The sequence below is a fragment of the Enorma massiliensis phI genome (assembly GCF_000311845.1).
GTDB classification, from domain to species: Bacteria; Actinomycetota; Coriobacteriia; order Coriobacteriales; family Coriobacteriaceae; genus Enorma; species Enorma massiliensis.
Map to the genome: position 1 here is coordinate 266662 of NZ_HE978575.1, position 17680 is coordinate 284341.

General features: G+C 62.6%; 12 protein-coding genes. 8 read left to right on the forward strand and 4 right to left on the reverse strand.

What is annotated here, in order from left to right:
* Positions 1-10: 10 nt before the first annotated feature.
* Positions 11-1972 carry a fructose-specific PTS transporter subunit EIIC gene (locus HGEM_RS07895; protein ID WP_420834432.1) on the reverse strand — a complete coding sequence of 654 codons (1962 nt, stop codon included), beginning with the start codon at positions 1970-1972 and terminating at the stop codon, positions 11-13.
* Between the two features lie 940 nt (positions 1973-2912).
* Between HGEM_RS07895 and HGEM_RS07900 the strand changes: the two genes are divergently transcribed.
* Both HGEM_RS07900 and pyk read left to right on the forward strand, forming a co-directional pair.
* Positions 2913-3764 (forward strand): class II fructose-bisphosphate aldolase, encoded by an 852-nt coding sequence (locus HGEM_RS07900; protein ID WP_019128889.1) that lies wholly within the window; start codon positions 2913-2915, stop codon positions 3762-3764.
* Positions 3765-4506: 742 nt separating this feature from the next.
* Positions 4507-5967 carry a pyruvate kinase gene (pyk, locus tag HGEM_RS07905; RefSeq protein ID WP_022349959.1) on the forward strand — a complete coding sequence of 487 codons (1461 nt, stop codon included), beginning with the start codon at positions 4507-4509 and terminating at the stop codon, positions 5965-5967.
* A 154-nt stretch (positions 5968-6121) separates the two neighbouring features.
* On the opposite strand, the gene HGEM_RS07910 is transcribed toward pyk, so the two are convergent.
* Positions 6122-7204: a threonine aldolase family protein gene (locus tag HGEM_RS07910; RefSeq protein ID WP_019128891.1), complete on the reverse strand. Its 1083-nt coding sequence runs from the start codon at positions 7202-7204 to the stop codon at positions 6122-6124.
* A 317-nt stretch (positions 7205-7521) separates the two neighbouring features.
* Here HGEM_RS07910 and hisS point away from each other — a divergent pair, with 317 nt between their 5' ends.
* Together hisS and HGEM_RS07920 are read left to right on the forward strand one after the other, a co-directional pair.
* Positions 7522-8835 (forward strand): histidine--tRNA ligase, encoded by a 1314-nt coding sequence (gene hisS, locus HGEM_RS07915; protein WP_019128892.1) that lies wholly within the window; start codon positions 7522-7524, stop codon positions 8833-8835.
* A gap of 247 nt (positions 8836-9082) precedes the next feature.
* The gene (locus HGEM_RS07920; protein ID WP_420834433.1) at positions 9083-11797 is read left to right on the forward strand and encodes a phosphoenolpyruvate carboxylase; all 2715 of its coding nucleotides are present in this window, start codon (positions 9083-9085) and stop codon (positions 11795-11797) included.
* 402 nt (positions 11798-12199) lie between these two features.
* On the opposite strand, the gene HGEM_RS09805 is transcribed toward HGEM_RS07920, so the two are convergent.
* Positions 12200-13360, reverse strand: a complete 1161-nt coding sequence (locus HGEM_RS09805) for a helix-turn-helix domain-containing protein (RefSeq protein ID WP_019128894.1) — start codon at positions 13358-13360, stop codon at positions 12200-12202.
* A 358-nt stretch (positions 13361-13718) separates the two neighbouring features.
* On the reverse strand, positions 13719-14789 hold the full coding sequence (locus HGEM_RS07930) for a type IV toxin-antitoxin system AbiEi family antitoxin domain-containing protein (protein WP_019128895.1): 1071 nt from the start codon (positions 14787-14789) through the stop codon (positions 13719-13721).
* A 340-nt stretch (positions 14790-15129) separates the two neighbouring features.
* On the opposite strand from HGEM_RS07930, the gene rplM reads away from it, so the two are divergent.
* The 4 genes from rplM (at position 15130) to nagB (ending at position 17661) form a co-directional block, all read left to right on the forward strand.
* On the forward strand, positions 15130-15573 hold the full coding sequence (gene rplM, locus HGEM_RS07935; protein ID WP_019128896.1) for a 50S ribosomal protein L13: 444 nt from the start codon (positions 15130-15132) through the stop codon (positions 15571-15573).
* 3 nt (positions 15574-15576) lie between these two features.
* Positions 15577-15972 carry a 30S ribosomal protein S9 gene (rpsI, locus tag HGEM_RS07940; protein WP_019128897.1) on the forward strand — a complete coding sequence of 132 codons (396 nt, stop codon included), beginning with the start codon at positions 15577-15579 and terminating at the stop codon, positions 15970-15972.
* Between the two features lie 393 nt (positions 15973-16365).
* Positions 16366-16863: a PTS sugar transporter subunit IIA gene (locus tag HGEM_RS07945; protein WP_019128898.1), complete on the forward strand. Its 498-nt coding sequence runs from the start codon at positions 16366-16368 to the stop codon at positions 16861-16863.
* Between the two features lie 66 nt (positions 16864-16929).
* On the forward strand, positions 16930-17661 hold the full coding sequence (gene nagB / locus HGEM_RS07950) for a glucosamine-6-phosphate deaminase (RefSeq protein ID WP_019128899.1): 732 nt from the start codon (positions 16930-16932) through the stop codon (positions 17659-17661).
* The last annotated feature ends 19 nt before the right edge of the window (positions 17662-17680 follow it).

Genomic DNA, 17680 nt, shown 5'->3' on the forward strand with positions numbered 1-17680 from the left:
TTGCGAGCGTTTAGGCGTTCAAGCGGTCATTGATGAGCTTGGCGATGGTCGCCGCGTCATCGGTTCCCTTGACGGCGGAGCGGAACTCGTCGTCCATGAGTGCCTCGGCAACCTTGGAGAGCAGCTTGAGGTGCGTGGTGCCGGCCTCGATATCGGGGATGAGGAGCGCGATCGCAACCTCGACGGGCTTCTGGTCGAGCGTCTCCCAGCCAGCGATGTCGGAGGTCTTGATGGCCATCACGGCGGCGTTGGTCACCGTGGTCGACTTGGCGTGCGGAATGGCGAAGTTGTCCGTCATGCCGGTGGTGCCCATGTTCTCACGGGCGATGAACGCGCTCATGAGCTCGTCGGCGTCCTGGGCGATGCCCTGCTCCACGGCCTTCTTCGAGACAAAGGTGAGGAGCTCGTCGCGGGAGGCGAAGGACTCGCCCACGAAGACCTGCTCGGGCTTCACGAAGTCGGTGGTCTGCGGTGCCTGTGCGGCGGGTGCGGCCTTCACGGCAGCGGTCGCGGTGCCGGCGGTTTCGAGCACCGGCTGCTCGGCGGCCTTCTTGGCGTTCTTGTCGTAGTCGTACTTCTTGAACGCGGTGAAGAGCACGCCGCCCACCACGGTGCCGATGAGGATGGCGAGCACCCACAGCGGGCCGTTCTCGACGACCGGAAGCACGAGGAAGCCGCCGTGCGGCGCGGGATCGTGAACGTTGAAGAAGATGGTCAGGATGGATGCGATGGAGGAGCCGATCATCATGATGGGCATGACCGGGATGATGTTCTTGGTCATGAACGGAATGGCGCCCTCGGTGATGTGGGTGCAGCCCAGGATGAGGTTGACGATACCTGCGTCGTGGTCTTCCTGGCTGAAGTACTTCTTGCCCACGATGACGGCGAAGGTGGTGATGAGCGGCGGAACGATGCACGCGGCGGAGACGGCGGCCATGAAGTTGGTGCCGAAGTTGTAGGTCTCGGTGCCCACGCCCGCTTCAAGGGCGGTACCCAGAAGCAGCGTGCCGGTGGTGTAAGCGGCCTTGTTGACCGGGCCACCCATGTCGAAGGCGCACATGCAGCCAATGGCGAGGCCCAGAACCACGGGGCCGGAGCTAGAGAGACCCTGCAAGAAGTCCATCATGCCCTGGTTGATGGCGGCCATGGGGCCGGAGATGCCGAGCATGACGAGGCCCACGATCGCAGTGGAGCACAGCGGATAGAGGAAGATCGCCTTGAGGCCGTTCAGGCTCTCGGGGATCTTGGAGAAGACCTTCTCGAGCAGCACGATGGTGTAGCCGGAGAGGAAGCCGCCCACGATGCCGCCGAGGAAGCCGAAGCCCACGCCCGAGCCGCCGGCGTCGATGAGGCCGGTCTCGGCGTTCACGGGCAGGCCCTGGATGGCGATCATGCCGGCCACGAAGCCGGGGACGAGTGCCGGGCGCTTGCCGATGGATTCGGCGATGTATGCCGAGAGGACGGGCACCATGAGGTTCATGGCGATGCCGCCGATGATCTTCAGCATGGCGGCGAAGGAGTTGTAATCCGAGGCGGTGGAGTCGTAAGACGTGATGCCCCACAGGAACGAGATGGCGGTGAGCACGCCGCCTGCGACCACGAAGACCAGCATGTGGCTGACGCCGTTCATGAGGTGCTTGTAGATCTGGTGGCCGATGGATTCCTTCTCTTCGAGATCATCGTCCTCTGCCACCGCGGCGACTGCGGAGGCGTCGCCTTTAGCGGCGAGCGCACGGTCGATGAGCTTGCCGGCCTCTTCGACCGAGAGCGCCTTGGAGACGCCCACGGAAACCATGGGCTTGCCAGCGAAGCGCTCAGCCTGAACGTCTTTGTCGGCGGCGACAACGACGGCGCGCGCCGAGGCGATTTCGCCGCGCGTGAGCTCGTTCTCGATGCCAACCTGGCCGTGGGTCTCGACCTTGATGGTGAGCCCGCGTTCGGCAGCTGCCTTCTCGAGCGCCTCCTTCGCCATGAAGGTATGCGCGATGCCCGTTGGGCAACCGGTGGCCGCGATGATGTCGTACTGTGCCACGCAGCCCTCCTTTCGAATTCTCGGCGCCTGAGCGCCGAACCCTATGGGAACACGATTTCGCACCGCAGCGCCGATTGCTTGGCCGGCTCACGGCTTAGACACGATGCGACTTCTTGCGGTAATGGTATACGAAAGATTTCGAAAGAATCTATTGACCTGCAGAACTAATGCAAGTTTGTAGTTCACCGGTCAATTTGAACCGTTTATGCTTTCGATTTTGCCGAAATGATTAAAAACGTAAATACGCGTGGTGGCGCGCTGGACGGGGAGGGCGGCGCGCTGGCGGGAGAGCGGCGCGCAGGCCGGGGAGGGAGGTGTGGCTGGCCGGGACGAGCCGCGCGCCGACGGGGGAGGGCGGTGCGCTAGGGAGATGCTGATTATCGGGTGTCGGAGGCATCCGTCCCGTCGAGGTTTCAACTTTTGGGCACTTCCCGACGCGGCAGGCGGGTAGAGGAAAGCGAGGGGAAGGGAAAGGCGCAGCTCAGGCGGCCGGCGCCCTCCCGGCCGCGGCGTGGATACCCTGGCCCTCCGCCCCGAAGTGCCCAAAAGCTGCAATCCCGATCGCCCCAAAGATAAAGTCAGCGTTTCCCGAGAGCGAGCGGCGTCCGTCCGGCTGGGAATATCGGCAGGCGATTCTATGAATATGCAGATAGTGTGTTTCCTTTCAAGCTTAAAAGGAAAATAAAAGCAACAATAATGCTTTCCTTTATATGCAAAAAGCATGTAGAGCTCGCAGTTACAGTCGTGTTGGTCAAGTCAGGCCTTGTGTTTATTTGCTCTTTTGGCCGAGCTCGCCCGAAGGATTCTGATTCTGCTCTTGCCTTGTGCTGCGTACAATAAACGCAAGGTTTAGCTGCCTTTGGCAGGGAGAGGAGACACAATGCTCGTTACCACTAAGGAGATGCTGCTCGACGCGCAGAAGAACCACTACGCTGTGGGTGCCTTCAATGTCGAGAACCTCGAGTTCGTGATGGCGGTCCTCGCCGCCGCGGAGGAGACCAAGTCTCCCGTTATCATGCAGACCACCCCTGGTACCATCAAGACTGCCGGCCTCGACTACTTCTACGGCATGGTGGCCGCCGCTGCCGCCCGCACCGATGTGCCGGTGGCGCTGCACCTCGACCATGGTGACGGCTACGACCGCTGCATGCAGGCCTTCCGCACCGGCTACACCTCCGTCATGATCGACGGCAGCCACGAGTCCTTCGAAGACAACATCGCCCTTACCGCGAGCGTTGCCCGCGCCGGTGCCGCCATGGGCGTGCCAGTTGAGGCTGAGCTCGGCAAAGTCGGCGGCAAGGAGGACGACGGTCCGGCGGTCGAGGGCGAGAACCCCTACACCGACCCCGAGGAGGCGCGCGAGTTCGTCGAGCGCACCGGCTGCACCTCGCTCGCTATTGGCGTGGGCACCGCGCACGGCGTCTACACCGAGACCCCACACATCGAGCAGGAGGTCGTGAAGGCCATCCGCGCTGCCGTGGATGTGCCGCTCGTGCTGCACGGCACCTCCGGTGTGCCCGATGAGCAGGTGGCCGAGGCTGTGAAGAACGGCATCTGCAAGGTGAACTACGCCACCGAGCTGCGTCAGGCCTACACCAAGGGCTACATGGCCTTCATGGCCGAGAACCCCGGCGTGTTCGATCCGAAGAAGCCCGCCAAGCAGGGCATGGCCGAGATCACGAACATCGTGAAGGTCCGCATGGAGAACCTGGGCTCCGTGGGTCGCGCGTAAGCTCGAAGCCTTCCTAACTTCCGACGGTGGCGCCGGAGGTTCCACGCCGATGTCCTTGCGCTTCGCGCTGCGGATTACGGCTTGGGAACCTTCGGCGCCACTTGCATTTAGAGGTTTCAAATAGGGGAGGGGAGTGCCGTGGTAACGGCTTCGTTGCAGCAACAGAACTGGAGTGGCAACGGGGTCGGCGCCGCAGCAGTAGCGCCACCCGAGCACCTTCTCGTACATCCATCCGCCCACACGCTATTGCATTTTCGGGCAGGAATTCGCCGAAAAGAGGGGTTATTAATAGCTCAATTCAGCGATTTTCTGCCCGAAAACTTTTCCGTCTAGTGGGGGATAGCCTGGTTGGGGGTTCGCCCAGCTGAAAGACTTCGACCGGCTGGGTTCGCCCGGCTGGAAGACTTCGCCCAGCTGGATTCGCCCAGCTGGAAGGTTTCGCCCGGCTGGTCTTGTCCTGTTGGAGGGTTCCATCCAGCTGAGGGGCTGTTCTTCCAGGGCACACGTGGCCCATGGGCGTCCAACGTAACCTTCGTGCAAGCAGCAGGCAAACATTTGGCAAGAACTTCGCAGGACCCGCGCCATGCTGGGGGGTTCTTGCTTTATGGTCTGAGGGATGCAGAAAATGCGCGCGTCGCGTCATATCATTTCGACGTGCGATTCTCTACTATATAGACAAATGGAACGGGCCAGCGCCGCGCCGCTCCGTAGGCTATGACGAACGGCTCAGATGGAGGAATTCATGAACAAGCGCACCAAGATCGTATGCACCATGGGACCGGCGTGTGACGACGAGAACATCCTTCGCGAGATGATTCTTTCGGGCATGAACGTCGCCCGCTTCAACTTCAGCCATGGCAGCCATGAAGAGCACCATGAGCGCATGGAGCGCGTGAAGCGCATCTCCCGCGAGCTCGACATCCCCGTGGGCATCCTGCTCGACACCAAGGGCCCCGAGATCCGCACCGGCTTCCTTGAAGGCCATGCCAAGGTCACGCTTGTTGCCGGCAGCCAGGTCACGGTGACTGCCGCCGAGACCTCCGAGGAGCTCCAGGGCACCGCCGAGCATTTCTACCTCGACCACCTCGAGCTGCCGCGCGAGGTGCACGAGGGCAGCACGATTCTCATCGACGACGGCCTCATCGGCCTCACCGTCGATAGCGTCGAGGGCCAAGATATCCTTTGCACCGTTCAGAACGGTGGCGAGCTTGGTGAGAAGAAGGGCGTGAACGTGCCCAACGCAAAGCTTTCGCTGCCGAGCATCACCGAGCAGGACCGTTCGGATATCCTCTTCGGCTTGGAGGAGGGCATCGACTTCATTGCTGCCTCCTTCATCCGCGACGCCGATGGCGTGCGCGAGATTCGCCATCTCTGCTGTGAGAACGGCGGCGAGCACGTGGACATCTTCCCCAAGATTGAGTGCGCGCTGGCGGTCTATCACTTCGACGAGATCCTCAAGGTGTCCGACGGCATCATGGTCGCCCGCGGCGACCTGGGCGTAGAGGTGGCGCCGGAGGTGTGCCCCACCATCCAGAAAGAGATCATCGCTAAGTGCAACGCGGCGAGCAAGCCGGTCATCACGGCCACGCAGATGCTCGATTCCATGATTCGCAACCCGCGCCCCACGCGCGCCGAGGTTACCGACGTTGCCAACGCAATCAACGACGGCACGGATGCGGTTATGCTGTCCGGCGAGTCCGCCGCTGGCAAGTACCCGCTCGAGGCCGTGCGGATGATGGCGAACATCGCGCTCACCACCGAGGCGACGATTCCCGAGCACAAGCCGTTCGATTTCGACCTTATCGATCCCGGCCGCAACCGCGTGAATGCCGCCGTGGGTCTTTCCGCGGTGACCACGGCGTTCAACGTGGGCGCCAAGGCCATTCTCACCCCGACGAACTCTGGCCGCTCCGCGCGCCTCGTGTCCAATTTCCGCCCGGTGCTGCCCATCCAGGCGGCTACGCCCAACGAGTGGGCCATGCGCAAGATGACCGTGTACTGGGGCGTTGAGCCCAAGCTTTCCGGCCACACCGTGGGGAGCATCGCGTACGTGGTGAACAACGCGATGGTCGAGGCTAAGGAGTCTGGCATCGTGAACAAGGACGACCTCGTGGTCGTGACCGCCGGCGACCCCGCGATCCCCGTGATCGTGCCGGGCAGCCAGGTGTCCACCAACGTGGTCTACGTCGCGCAGGTGCTGTAGCCGCGCGGGTGCTGTGGCTGGGAAGGCATGCGGACTGCCATAGTCGCTCCTGACGCAACAGATTGCAACAATATGCAAGACAGGGACTCGGTTTCGGGTCCCTGTCTTGCATATTGTTGCAATCTTTTCTTCGGGGTGAGCCCTCGATCGGCCCCTATTCCTTCACGGAGCGGGCGAAGGCAACGGCCTCGGCGACTGCGTTCTGCGGGGTTGCCCAGCTGGTCACGAAACGGACAAGCCCGCGTCCGGTACCGGAGGGGTCGTCGGCCGCCATGGGTTCGCAGCCGAGGCCCTCGGCAAGGCGCGCCGCTTCTCCCGTCGTGGCCCAGAAGAACTGCTGGTTGCCCGTTGTCGAAAGGAGCGGCTCATAACCGGCGTCTGCGAGGCCGCGTGCGAGCTCGACAGCGCAGGCGTTCGCATGCCGTGCGAGCTGCCAGTAGAGCACCTCGCCCGCCGCATCGCGCGTTGCGGGGTCAAAGGCCGCCTCGTACATCACGCCCATCACGCGCCCTTTTGCGGTGAGCTGCCCCGCGCGCTTGGTGAGGTAGGGGAGCCGCTCGATGGCGCGGCGTCCGCGCGCGGTGCGCGGGCTCACCACGAGAGCTTCGCCGAAGAGCATGCCGTTCTTCGTTCCTCCCAAGGTGAACGCGTCTGCTCGCTCAGCGATGTGCTGAATGGTGAGGTCCGTGCCCGCCGCCATGCAGCCGCTTGCCATGCGTGCGCCGTCCACGTAAACAGCAAGCTCGCGCTCGGCGGCCCAATCACAGAGCGCGTCGAATTCGGCGCGCGTATACACATATCCGAGCTCGCTCGTCTGCGAGAAGTAGAGCATGCCGGGGCGCGTGGTGGCGGCGCCGTTTGCCACGCTGGCGGCCCAAAGCGGCTCCATGCCTAAGCAGGTTAGGCGGCCCAAGGGGTCGCGCGTGGCCAGGAGGCGCCGTCCGTGCGCCTCGATCGCGCCCGTCTCGTGAATGGTGGGGTGCGCATCGGCGGCACAGAGCGGGCCCTCGAACTCCTCGGTCAGGCTCGTGATGGCGAGGATGTTTGCCGGCGTGCCCCCGGGAACGAAGGTGACGGAGGCATCTGGTTGCCCGATTTCGGCGCGGATGAGCGCGGCTGCCCGGGAGCAATGCTCGTCGGCTCCGTAGCCCACGCACTGCTCGAGGTTAGTTCGCACAAGCGCGTCGAGAATCGCGGGCGCGGCGCCCTCGCTGTAGTCGTTGCGGAATTGATGCATGGGTGCCTCTTTCATACGCGTTGGTTTGTGCGGCCGGATTGAAGGCGCGGCAATGGGCAGGCGGCTGCTTCAGGATCGAGGGCCACCTCCGGTTCTGTTGCCGCGCCTTCACCGTCAACTCGACAGTTTACTCCGACTCCGCCATCGCGGCCCATTGCCAACTTATGTCGAGATTGCCCTTGCGGACGGGCTCGGTTTGCGAGGGAAAACTCGCGCCCATATAATAAGTGCCCGAATAGCACGAGACCGTAGCGCGAGCGAGCTTCTCGGGTAGATTGACTCGCCGCGCAGGGCGATTGACGATGGGAAGGCATGCCATGCAGGCACAGAAAGCAGAGGGCACCAAGGACCTGATCGGGCGCGAGATGCGCGCATGGCAGCGCATGCAGCGTGTGGCTGCCGAGGTGTTCGGGCCGTACGGCTTCGAGCCGGTGGAGACGCCTGCCATCGAGCAGGTTGACGTGTTCGTGCACGGCATCGGGCAATCCACCGACGTGGTGCGCAAGGAGATGTTCCGCGTATTCTCGGGCGCCAACCTTGAGCGCGCGCTCGCGGAGGGCACGGATGCCAAGCTCAAGGCCAAGCAGCGCCTCGCTCTTCGTCCCGAGGGCACGGCCGGCGTGGTGCGCTCCGTGGTAGAGAACAACCTCGTGCCGCAGGGTGCCTCGCCCGTCAAGCTCTACTATGCCGAGGCGATGTTTCGCGGCGAGCGCCCGCAGAAGGGGCGCCTGCGCCAGTTCCACCAGGTAGGTATCGAATGGCTCGGCGCGCCCGATCCGGCGGCGGATGCCGAGTGCATCATCATGCTCATGGAGTTCTACCAGCGCCTGGGCTTCGACCTTTCCAAGCTGCGCCTGCTCATCAACTCGATGGGCGATCCGGCGTGCCGGCCTGCATACCGCGATAAGGTGCGTCAGTTCATCCTCGACCATGCGGACGATATGTGTGACGAATGCCGCGAGCGCGCAGAGCTCAACCCGCTGCGCGCCTTCGATTGCAAGAACGACCATTGCCGCGAAATCATGAAAGACGCCCCGCTCATGCGCGATGAGCTTTGCGACGAATGCCGCGGCCACTATGAGCAGGTTAAACGCTACCTCGATGCGGCGGGCATCGCCTATATCGAGGACCCGACCCTTGTGCGCGGTCTGGACTACTACACGCGCACGGTCTTCGAGGTGGAGGCGCCGGGTGCAGGCGTGGGTTCCATCGGCGGCGGCGGGCGCTACGACGGGCTCGTGGAGCTCGAGGGGGGCAAGCCGACCCCGGGCGTTGGCTTCGCGGTGGGCTTCGAGCGGGCAATGCTCGCACTCGAGGCGTTCGGCGTAGAGCTTGGCGACGAGCTCGAGCCCTGCGTGTACGTGGCGAACGCCGGCGACGAGCTTCGCGGTGAGGTGTTCGGCATCACCCATGAGCTGCGCAAGGCGGGCGTGCGAACCGAGGCGAACTATCAGGGCCGCTCCCTCAAGAGCCAGTTCAAGCAGGCCGATAAGCTCGGCGTGCGCCTCATTGCGGTGGTGGGTGGCGATGAGCTTGCCCAGGGCGTCGTGCGCCTGCGCGACATGGCAACGCATGACGAAGCGCTCGTCGCGCGCGATGAGCTCGTTGAAGAGGTTCGTGCGCGCTTGTAGCCCCTAAGGCTCGGCTCTAGGGCTGCAGCCATAGTCGTGGTTCGCGATATGAACAGAGATATGAATAGTCGTTATCGCTTCGGCGGTATGCGGCCGCAACGGAGCAACTTCCCTATAATGTGACGCGGCGTGCCCATTGTGGGATGTTCCCGACCAGTAAGGAGGCACCGTGGAGAGTGTAAGCAACGGCGGCTATCTAGGCGGCGAGGTGGCGGAGCATAAGCTCGGCGCTGCCGACACCGACCTCGTGATCAGAAGCTACGCTGAGATCGAGCTGCCCGAGAGCCTGCGCGATAACCTGGCGCTTTTCATGCGCTTGGAGCGGCAGGTGCTCCGCGACTACAGTCCGAAGCTTTGTGACACCTTTGATCAGCTGCTCAACAACGTGACCCGCGCCAACGAGGGCGACCCGGGCGGCATGGCTGCGGCCGAGACCACCGACGGGGAGGGCGTGCCCACTGCGGACACCGAGAGCGCCTGCGCGTTCCGCGATGCGGTGGCTATGCTCGATAGCCTTGATATCGACGAGAAGCAGATGGTGGTGCGCGCGTTTACGTCGTTCTTCCATCTGGCGAATCTCTCCGAAGAGAACTACCGCGTGGAGACGCTCCTTGAGCGCGAGCGCGAGGTTTCCATCGACTCTGCCATCGATTCGTCGAATGAGCTCACGGTGGCCTACGACCAGCTCGTGCGCGAGATGGGGGGCGGTCCGGCGACGCAGCTCTTGGCCAAGCTCGAGTTTCATCCGGTCTTTACCGCGCATCCCACCGAGGCGCGCCGCAAGGCCGTCGAAGGCAAGATCCGTCGCATTTCGCAGCTGCTGGGCGAGCATCCGCGCCTTGGCGGCTCTGCTCTCGTGGAAAACGAGCGGCATCTCTTGCAGGAGATCGACGCTCTCGTGCGCACGAGCCCCATCGCGGTGAAGAAGCCGACGCCCGTCGAGGAAGCCGATACCATCATCGATATCTTCGACAACACGCTCTTCGATACCATTCCCGAGGTATATCGTCGTTTCGACGACTGGGTTCTGGGCGAGTATGCCGGCTCGGTGCCGCCGGTGTGCCCGGCGTTCTTCCATCCCGGTAGCTGGATCGGTTCGGATCGCGACGGCAATCCCAACGTCACCGCTAAGGTATCGCGGCAGGTAGCAGCTAAGTTCGCTACGCATATGGTTCAGAAGCTTGCCGAGAAGTGCCGCCGCGTGGGGCGCAACCTCACGCTCGAGGCACGCTACACCAAGCCGTCCGACGAGCTGCTCAATCTCTGGAACCATCAGGTCGAGATGAGCGAGGTGCTCACGAGCCGTGCCGACGCTATCAGCGCGTCCGAGCCGCATCGCGCCGTGATGCTCGTCATGGCCGACCGCCTCGACGCCACGGTGCGTCGCAATGCCGACACCATGTATCGCTCTGCCGACGACTTCCTGGCCGATCTGCGCATCGTGCAGCGCTCGCTTGCCGATGCCGGCGCGCCCCGCGCGGCGTACGGTCCGGTGCAGACGCTGATCTGGCAGGTCGAGACCTTCGGCTTCCATATGGTCGAGATGGAGTTCCGTCAGCATTCGCTCGTGCATACGCGCGCGCTGGCCGATTTGCGCGAGCACGGCCGCCACGGCGACCTTGCGCCCATGACGCGCGAAGTGCTCGATACGTTCCGCGCGATCGGTTCCATCCAGAAGCGCTACGGCGAGAAGATGGCGCATCGCTACATCATCAGCTTCACCAAGAGCGCCCAGCACGTGGCCGACGTATACGAGCTCGCCCAGCTTGCCTTCGCTCACCCGGAGGACGTGCCCGCGCTCGACGTGATTCCGCTCTTCGAACAGCTCGAGGACCTCGAGGGCTGCGTCGACGTGCTGAACGAGATGCTCGAGCTGCCTGCCGTGCAGAAGCGCCTGGCGCAGACCAATCGCAAGATGGAGGTCATGCTCGGGTACTCGGACTCGTCGAAGGACGCCGGCCCCACGACCGCTACGCTCGCACTTCACTCCGCGCAGGCGCGTATCGCCGAATGGGCGGAGAAGAATGATATCGACCTCGTGCTCATGCATGGCCGCGGCGGCGCCGTGGGCCGCGGCGGCGGTCCCGCCAACCGAGCGGTGCTCGCGCAGCCCAAGGGCTCGGTTAACTGCCACTTCAAGGTGACGGAGCAAGGCGAGGTCATCTTCGCGCGCTACGGCAACCCGCTTCTGGCCCGCCGCCACATCGAGAGCGTTGCCGCGGCGACGCTGCTCAACTCTGCGCCTTCCGTGGAGCGGACCAACACCGAGACCACCGAGCGCTATGCAGAGATGGCGGAACGCCTGAACGATGTCTCGCATGACCGGTACCTCGACCTGCTGAACACCGACGACTTCGCGCCGTGGTTCTCTATCGTGACGCCGCTTACCGAGGTGGGCTTGCTGCCCATCGGCTCGCGTCCGGCCAAGCGCGGCCTGGGGGCGCAGTCCCTCGACGATCTTCGCACCATTCCGTGGGTGTTCTCGTGGTCTCAGGCGCGCATCAACCTGGCGGCTTGGTACGGGTTGGGAAGTGCTTGCGAGTCGCTCGGCGACCTTGAGCTTTTGCAGCGCGCATACCGTGAATGGCCGCTTTTCAGCACCTTCATCGATAACATCGAGATGTCCATCGCGAAGACCGACGGGCGTATCGCCAAGATGTATCTGGCGCTCGGCGACCGCGATGACCTTGCGAAAAAGGTGTACGACGAGATGCAGCTCACGCGAAAGTGGACGCTCGCCATCGTGGGCGACGCGTGGCCGCTGGAGCATCGCCATGTGCTTGGCCGGGCGGTGCGCGTGCGCAACCCCTATGTGGATGCCTTGTCGCTCGCACAGGTGCGCGCGCTTCGCGTGGTGCGTGAGCAGCAGGAAGAGCTCTCCGAGGAGGCGAAGGCGGAGCTCTTGTCGCTCATCCTTTCGACCGTGACCGGCGTTTCTGCGGGGCTTCAGAACACGGGGTAAGCGAAGGCCGCTCGATCCCGACGGAGGGGCGGGCATATCGTGCTGTGCTCAAACAGTCCTCGAACAAGGGTCCCTTCTGGGGCCCTTGTTCTGCGGAACTGCGCCAGCGCGATATGTCCGCCCATCTTGCAAAACTTCGCCAGCGCGATATGCCCGCCCATCTTGCAAAACTTCGCCAGCGCGATATGTCCGCCCTCCTGCGCTTACGGCCTGCGACTTAGATTGGGAGCATGATAGTTTGCAGTGCGATGGTAGGCAGTGTCACTGCTGGAGTGCGTTTGTGCTTCTCGCGATGATTGTCGTACAAATTGTTGCTTTTGACTTTGAAAATCGTCCATTTCATTCGACAATTTTCGCGATAGCACTGAGTGGCATCGCGGCGGCATCAGGTGATCAGGGCCTTCACTCGGCATCGAGTCGTTTTGCGAGAGCCGCATGCTCGGGGCTCTGCGCGAGAGCTCCCCAGAGGCGCGCGTCGAGAATCATGTGTCGAGCGGCCTCGGGGTAGCGGGCGTAGCTTGCGCTCTCGCGCATATGGGCGAGCGCCTCATCGTCGGTAATCGCGGGCAGCATGTTGCTTGCGACGCGGTTTCCTAGCGGGTTCTCTGGAATGCGCCCGTTGCCGAGTGCGCATACCTCACCTGCCGCTCGCTCGAGCAGCTCGAGTGCCGCCGCATCATCGCCGAGCGTGTTCATGATCGTTGCGGCGGCGATATGCATAGCAGGCAGCGTTGGTGCGGAGCGATGAGAGAGGTCGAATGCGCGGTCGATTGCTTCCATCGCATGGACATATGCGGCGACCTCGGTCGCGGATGCTGCGCGCGTTAACAAGGTCCCTGCAAGCGAGGTCAGCTCTAAAGCGGATGCCGTCACGCATGCGGCGAGCGTCGCTGCGGCTTCTTCCTGCTCGCCGGCGGCCAGCTGCGCGGAGGCGAGCTCTGTTCCTACGCGATGCGTTTGCGCTTGGTAGAGTGGCGTGAGCCGCGCAATCGCTTCGGTGGGTTTGCCGGTGAGCACGGAGGACGCCGCGCAAACGCGTGTGGCATCAGCCATGAGCTCCGCGTCGTTGCATCCATCAAGCACCGGTTCGCAAAGCGAGCGTGCGTCCTCAGCTAGTGTGCACATCGTCTCTCGCGCACGTTCTTGTGCCTGCTCGTCATCAGGCGCGTCCTGGCAGATGCCGATCGCCACGCGGTTTGCAGCGCTCAGCAGCTCTGATGCCAAGCGAACGAGCAATTTCCAACACGAACGATGCTCGCGTGCGCGCATTCGAACGTACGTCGCCCCTTGAGACGCATCGGCAGCGAGCTTCTCGCGGGCAGTTTGCGCGCACGTCTCGATTTCGGCGTCGGTGAGGTGCGCTCGCCAATCAAAGAGCTCGTCAATGCTGAGCGCGAATTGCGCCGCAATGCTTGGTAGCAGCGCCGCGTCGGGCATGCTCTGACCAAGTTCCCACTTGGAGACGGCTGCTTTGGTTACTCCTAAGCGGCGCGCGAGTTCCTCCTGCGTGAGGCCGAGCGCATTGCGTTCGCGGGCAACGACAGCTCCTATACGGTTGTCCATGGCGGTCCTTTCGCTTGGAAACGATACCCAGATGCATCCTGCAACCATTGTGCGATGGATAAATCGGCAGGTAAAGCGAGTAATAGTTGACCTTTGCGGCTTGCTCGTCAACCGTGCGGTAGCCGGCGTGCGCGTCCAGCTGCGACCGCCGCGGCAACCGGCACCCAGGCTCGCGGGCGCCCCGTGATCGGTCCCAACCCTGCAGGCGGTAGACGTCGCCGGACCCAAGTGCGCGGACGCCCCGTGCACGGCCCCAACCCTGCAGGAGTAGACGTCGCCGGCACCCAGGCACCCAGGCGCCCCGTGCCCTAGGGCTCTTTGCTAAGAAAATCGTCGTAAAGTTTGTCGATAATTGCATTCAGGAAGCGATAAATTGTTCGATAATTTCTTTCGGAATCCTCATTTCCTGATACAAGAGGGCAGTGCGCGGAGATTTCGCTCCCAAACGCTTGATGGCGTCAGCGACATGCGGATCGCGCGGAATCCCATAGGCAGTGAGCTTCTCGACGAAACGTTTGGTGTTGATGAGGTCTTGGTATGAGAGCCGGAGTATCGGCATGCGGTACATGGTGAGCTGCGCCTCGCGGTGTTGCTCGTCGGCCAGCGTGCGGATGGCCGTTTGGCCGGGCCGCGCTGCATCTCGGGTGTACTTGATCATGCCGTCGACCTCGCCGATAACCGATCGTCCGCTTGCATGCTGCCAGAAGAAATCGACGCGATACGAGCGATCGGATTCAAGCGGGCGCGGAAGCTCGACCTGGAGGTCCGGTAGCGCGAATCCTTGGGTAATCATGAGCGCTCGAGCTACTGATTCCGCCCAGCTCTCGCTGCGCGCGTTGGCATAGCTCAGGGTGCCGATAGCGCGGCTGATGTTGGCGCACCCTTTGCCGAAGCGCGCGAACGCGTCCTGAAGACGCTGCGGCCCGCTGTTCAAAAGCGCAAGCCCTCGGTCAGCGAGAGGGAGCCCCTCGACAAACGTGCTTGAGCGGAGGCAGTCAAACAGCGTCCGCTCGAGCGAGGTGACGCGCACGCCCTCGACGACGGTTTCGCTGTCCCCCTCGATGACGTGCCAGATGGCGTTGCCGCCAGATCGTCGCATTGCGCGCGTGTTCACGACATGAACCGCATCCATGCGGCGGTAGGTGAGCGGCAGCCCCCACACAAGAGCTGCGGATTCATGGCAAAACGTCCACGAGGGATGCAGCTTCTGCAATCCGCGTACGATGTGGAGCGCTTGCTCGTCGGGGCGAAGCGCATTCCAGTATGCCGTGCGAGCAAAGAGCGAGCGGCGCGGCCGTATCACGTGCCCTGCGCGTGCCCGTTGGTTCAGCAGGCGGGCTGTGCGCTCACTTGGGGCAACCAAGCAGGTTTTGGAACGCTCTGCCTCGGCAAACAGCCGGTCAAGTTCTTGGTCAACAGCCCTGCTCATACGGGCCTCCCCACATAGCCGAAAGCCGTAAAGCGCCACAACGGCGTGCGATGGCGCAACGCAGCGCCCCATCTCTCAGAATTATCGAATAATTTGTAGAAAGTAGGAACGAAAAATCGATAAAAAGTTCGACAATTCAGCTACAGAAAACGCCGAATCGGTATAGAACGGTCATGTGCGCAAAAAGCTCTGTTGGAACAAGGCCGGATTCCGCCACCTTCCGGATGCGAAGACTCTGAGAAAAATCGTTGACCCTGCAGCTAGATGCGGTATACTTCTACGGTCATTTGCAGAGCCCCGTGAATCTCTGTTACGACACGTCTTATTGGAGGAGTCCGAAGTGATTTCAAAGTCGACTCACTACGCCAAGCAGGGTGAGGTCGCCCGCAACTGGGTCCTCATCGATGCTGAGGGCAAGGTGCTCGGCCGTCTGGCCACGCAGATCGCCATGATCCTGCGCGGCAAGAACAAGCCGCAGTACACGCCCAATTCCGACTGCGGCGACTTCGTGGTGGTCATCAACGCCGATAAGGTCCAGCTTACCGGCAACAAGGCCGACCACAAGACCTACTATCGCCACACCGGATACAACGGCGGCCTCAAGGCTGAGAGCTTCCGCACGGCGATGGAGAAGCACCCGGAGAAGGTCATCGAGCGCGCTGTTCGCGGCATGCTCCCCAAGACCACTCTTGGTCGCAAGCAGCTCGCCAAGCTCAAGGTCTATGCTGGCTCCGAGCATCCGCACGCTGCGCAGAATCCCGTCAAGATCGAGGTGGAGGCATAAGCTATGGCTGAGAACACCGTTGTCTATCAGGGCACCGGGCGCCGCAAGAACGCCGTGGCCCGTGTCCGTCTCGTTCCCGGTACCGGCAAGGTGACCGTTAACAAGCGTGATGCTGCCGAGTACTTCGGCCGTCAGCAGCTGCTCGATGGCGCCCTCGCCCCCTTCAAGGCGACCGATACCATGGGTTCTTTCGACGTCATCGCGCTGTGCGATGGCGGCGGCATCTCCGGCCAGGCCGGAGCGCTCCGTCTGGGCATCGCCCGCGCGCTCCTCGCTGCCGGCGATTACCGTGCTGACCTCAAGCGCGCTGGCTACCTGACCCGCGACTCCCGCGTGGTCGAGCGCAAGAAGTACGGCCTCAAGAAGGCCCGTCGCGCTCCGCAGTTCTCCAAGCGCTAAGGTCTTATCGGCGTTATACCGATTCCTTTGCGGAGCCCACCGATTCGATCGGTGGGCTCTTTTTCTTTGCGCGTTCTCGCAGGCAGACGGTTGTGTGAGAGATGGAGCGGCGACGCGCCCGTGCGTGGAATGGAGCGGCGGCGCGGCCGTGCGTGGGTTGGCCATGGCGCGTGAAAGGGCGTGCTGCGCTGGCACGCGGCTGCGCGAGGGCCGAGCCGGCGGGCGGCTGCGCGAGGGGCCGCGCTGGCAGGGTGCCCGCGTGAGGGTAGCGTCGAGCGCTTCAGGGCGGGGCGGCGACTCGATGGGTTCGAATGCTCCCCGCTCCATTCGATTTGCGGTACGATAGTGCCGATTCAATTCCGTCTGAGCTCATTGGTTGTTCCAAGGGGGATCATGCTCAAATCGTTTTTGAAATCGCTTCGCCTGCACGGGCGCGATAGCGTGCTGCTTTCGCCTCTGGCCGGCAAGGTGATCCCGCTCTCAGACGTCAAGGACCCCACGTTTGCCTCGGGCTCGCTTGGCGATGGCGTCGCGATCGAGCCAACGGGCAGTAAGGTCGTTGCACCCTCTGACTCAAAAATCCAGGCGATCTTCCCCACGGGCCATGCCGTCGCGCTCCATACGAACGAGGGGCTTGATGTGCTCATCCACGTTGGGCTCGATACCGAAAAGCTCGATGGCCGCCATTTCACCGTCCATGCTGCGGTGGGCGATACGGTCAAGAAGGGCGACGTCCTCATTGAATTCGACCGCGACGCGATATGCAAAGAGGGGTACGATATTACCGCACCTATTCTGATATGTAATTCCGTCGAGTTTTCCAGCATCAAGGGGAATGTTGGGGACACGGTTTCTGAGCTGGAACAGCTCATCACGGCGCGCGAACGGTAGCGCGCGGAACCTAGGCACGTCGAGCCAATCGGGCTCGCAGTCATACCCAGGTGAAAGGGGTTCGGTATGCTGAAGATCGTCAGCGCGCGCGACTACGATGACATGAGCCGCAAGGCGGCCAACATCATCTCCGCTCAGGTCATCCTGAAGCCGGATACGGTGCTGGGCCTTGCCACGGGCAGCACGCCCATTGGCGCGTATCATCAGCTCATTGATTGGTACAAGAAGGGCGACGTCGACTTTTCCCAGGTTCGTACCTATAACCTGGATGAGTATCGCGGCTTGAGCCACGACGACCCGCAGAGCTATCACTATTTCATGCGTGATAACTTCTTCGATCACATCAACATCGACCTGAACAACACGCATGTGCCCGATGGCGCCAATCCGGATGCCGAGGCGGCCTGCGCCGAGTACGACAAGATGGTTGCCGATGCGGGCTACCCCGATCTTCAGCTTCTTGGAATTGGCAACAACGGCCACATCGGCTTCAACGAGCCCGATGACCACTTCTCTAAGGGCACGCATTGCGTCGACCTCACCGAGTCCACGATTAAGGCGAACAGCCGTCTCTTCGAGCGCGAGGAGGACGTGCCGCGTCAGGCGTACACCATGGGCGTGCAGACCATCATGTACGCCCGCATGATTCTCGTGGTCGCCAACGGCGCGGCCAAGGCTCAGGCTGTTCACGATATGTGCTTTGGCCCGGTTACGCCGCAGTGCCCTGCCTCGATTCTGCAGCTGCATCCGAACGTGGTCCTCGTTGCCGACAAGGAAGCGCTTTCGCTCTGCGAGTAGGGTGAAATAAAGAAGCTCA

What these genes read in the sequence shown, in the direction of transcription:
- HGEM_RS07900 (WP_019128889.1), top strand. Translation starts at nt 2,913, where the DNA reads ATGCTCGTTACCACTAAGGAGATGCTGCTCGACGCGCAGAAGAACCAC.
- HGEM_RS09805 (WP_019128894.1), bottom strand. Translation starts at nt 13,360, where the DNA reads ATGGACAACCGTATAGGAGCTGTCGTTGCCCGCGAACGCAATGCGCTC.
- nagB (WP_019128899.1), top strand. Translation starts at nt 16,930, where the DNA reads ATGCTGAAGATCGTCAGCGCGCGCGACTACGATGACATGAGCCGCAAG.
- HGEM_RS07930 (WP_019128895.1), bottom strand. Translation starts at nt 14,789, where the DNA reads ATGAGCAGGGCTGTTGACCAAGAACTTGACCGGCTGTTTGCCGAGGCA.
- rpsI (WP_019128897.1), top strand. Translation starts at nt 15,577, where the DNA reads ATGGCTGAGAACACCGTTGTCTATCAGGGCACCGGGCGCCGCAAGAAC.
- HGEM_RS07910 (WP_019128891.1), bottom strand. Translation starts at nt 7,204, where the DNA reads ATGCATCAATTCCGCAACGACTACAGCGAGGGCGCCGCGCCCGCGATT.
- HGEM_RS07945 (WP_019128898.1), top strand. Translation starts at nt 16,366, where the DNA reads ATGCTCAAATCGTTTTTGAAATCGCTTCGCCTGCACGGGCGCGATAGC.
- hisS (WP_019128892.1), top strand. Translation starts at nt 7,522, where the DNA reads ATGCAGGCACAGAAAGCAGAGGGCACCAAGGACCTGATCGGGCGCGAG.
- HGEM_RS07895 (WP_420834432.1), bottom strand. Translation starts at nt 1,972, where the DNA reads ATGGCGAAGGAGGCGCTCGAGAAGGCAGCTGCCGAACGCGGGCTCACC.
- pyk (WP_022349959.1), top strand. Translation starts at nt 4,507, where the DNA reads ATGAACAAGCGCACCAAGATCGTATGCACCATGGGACCGGCGTGTGAC.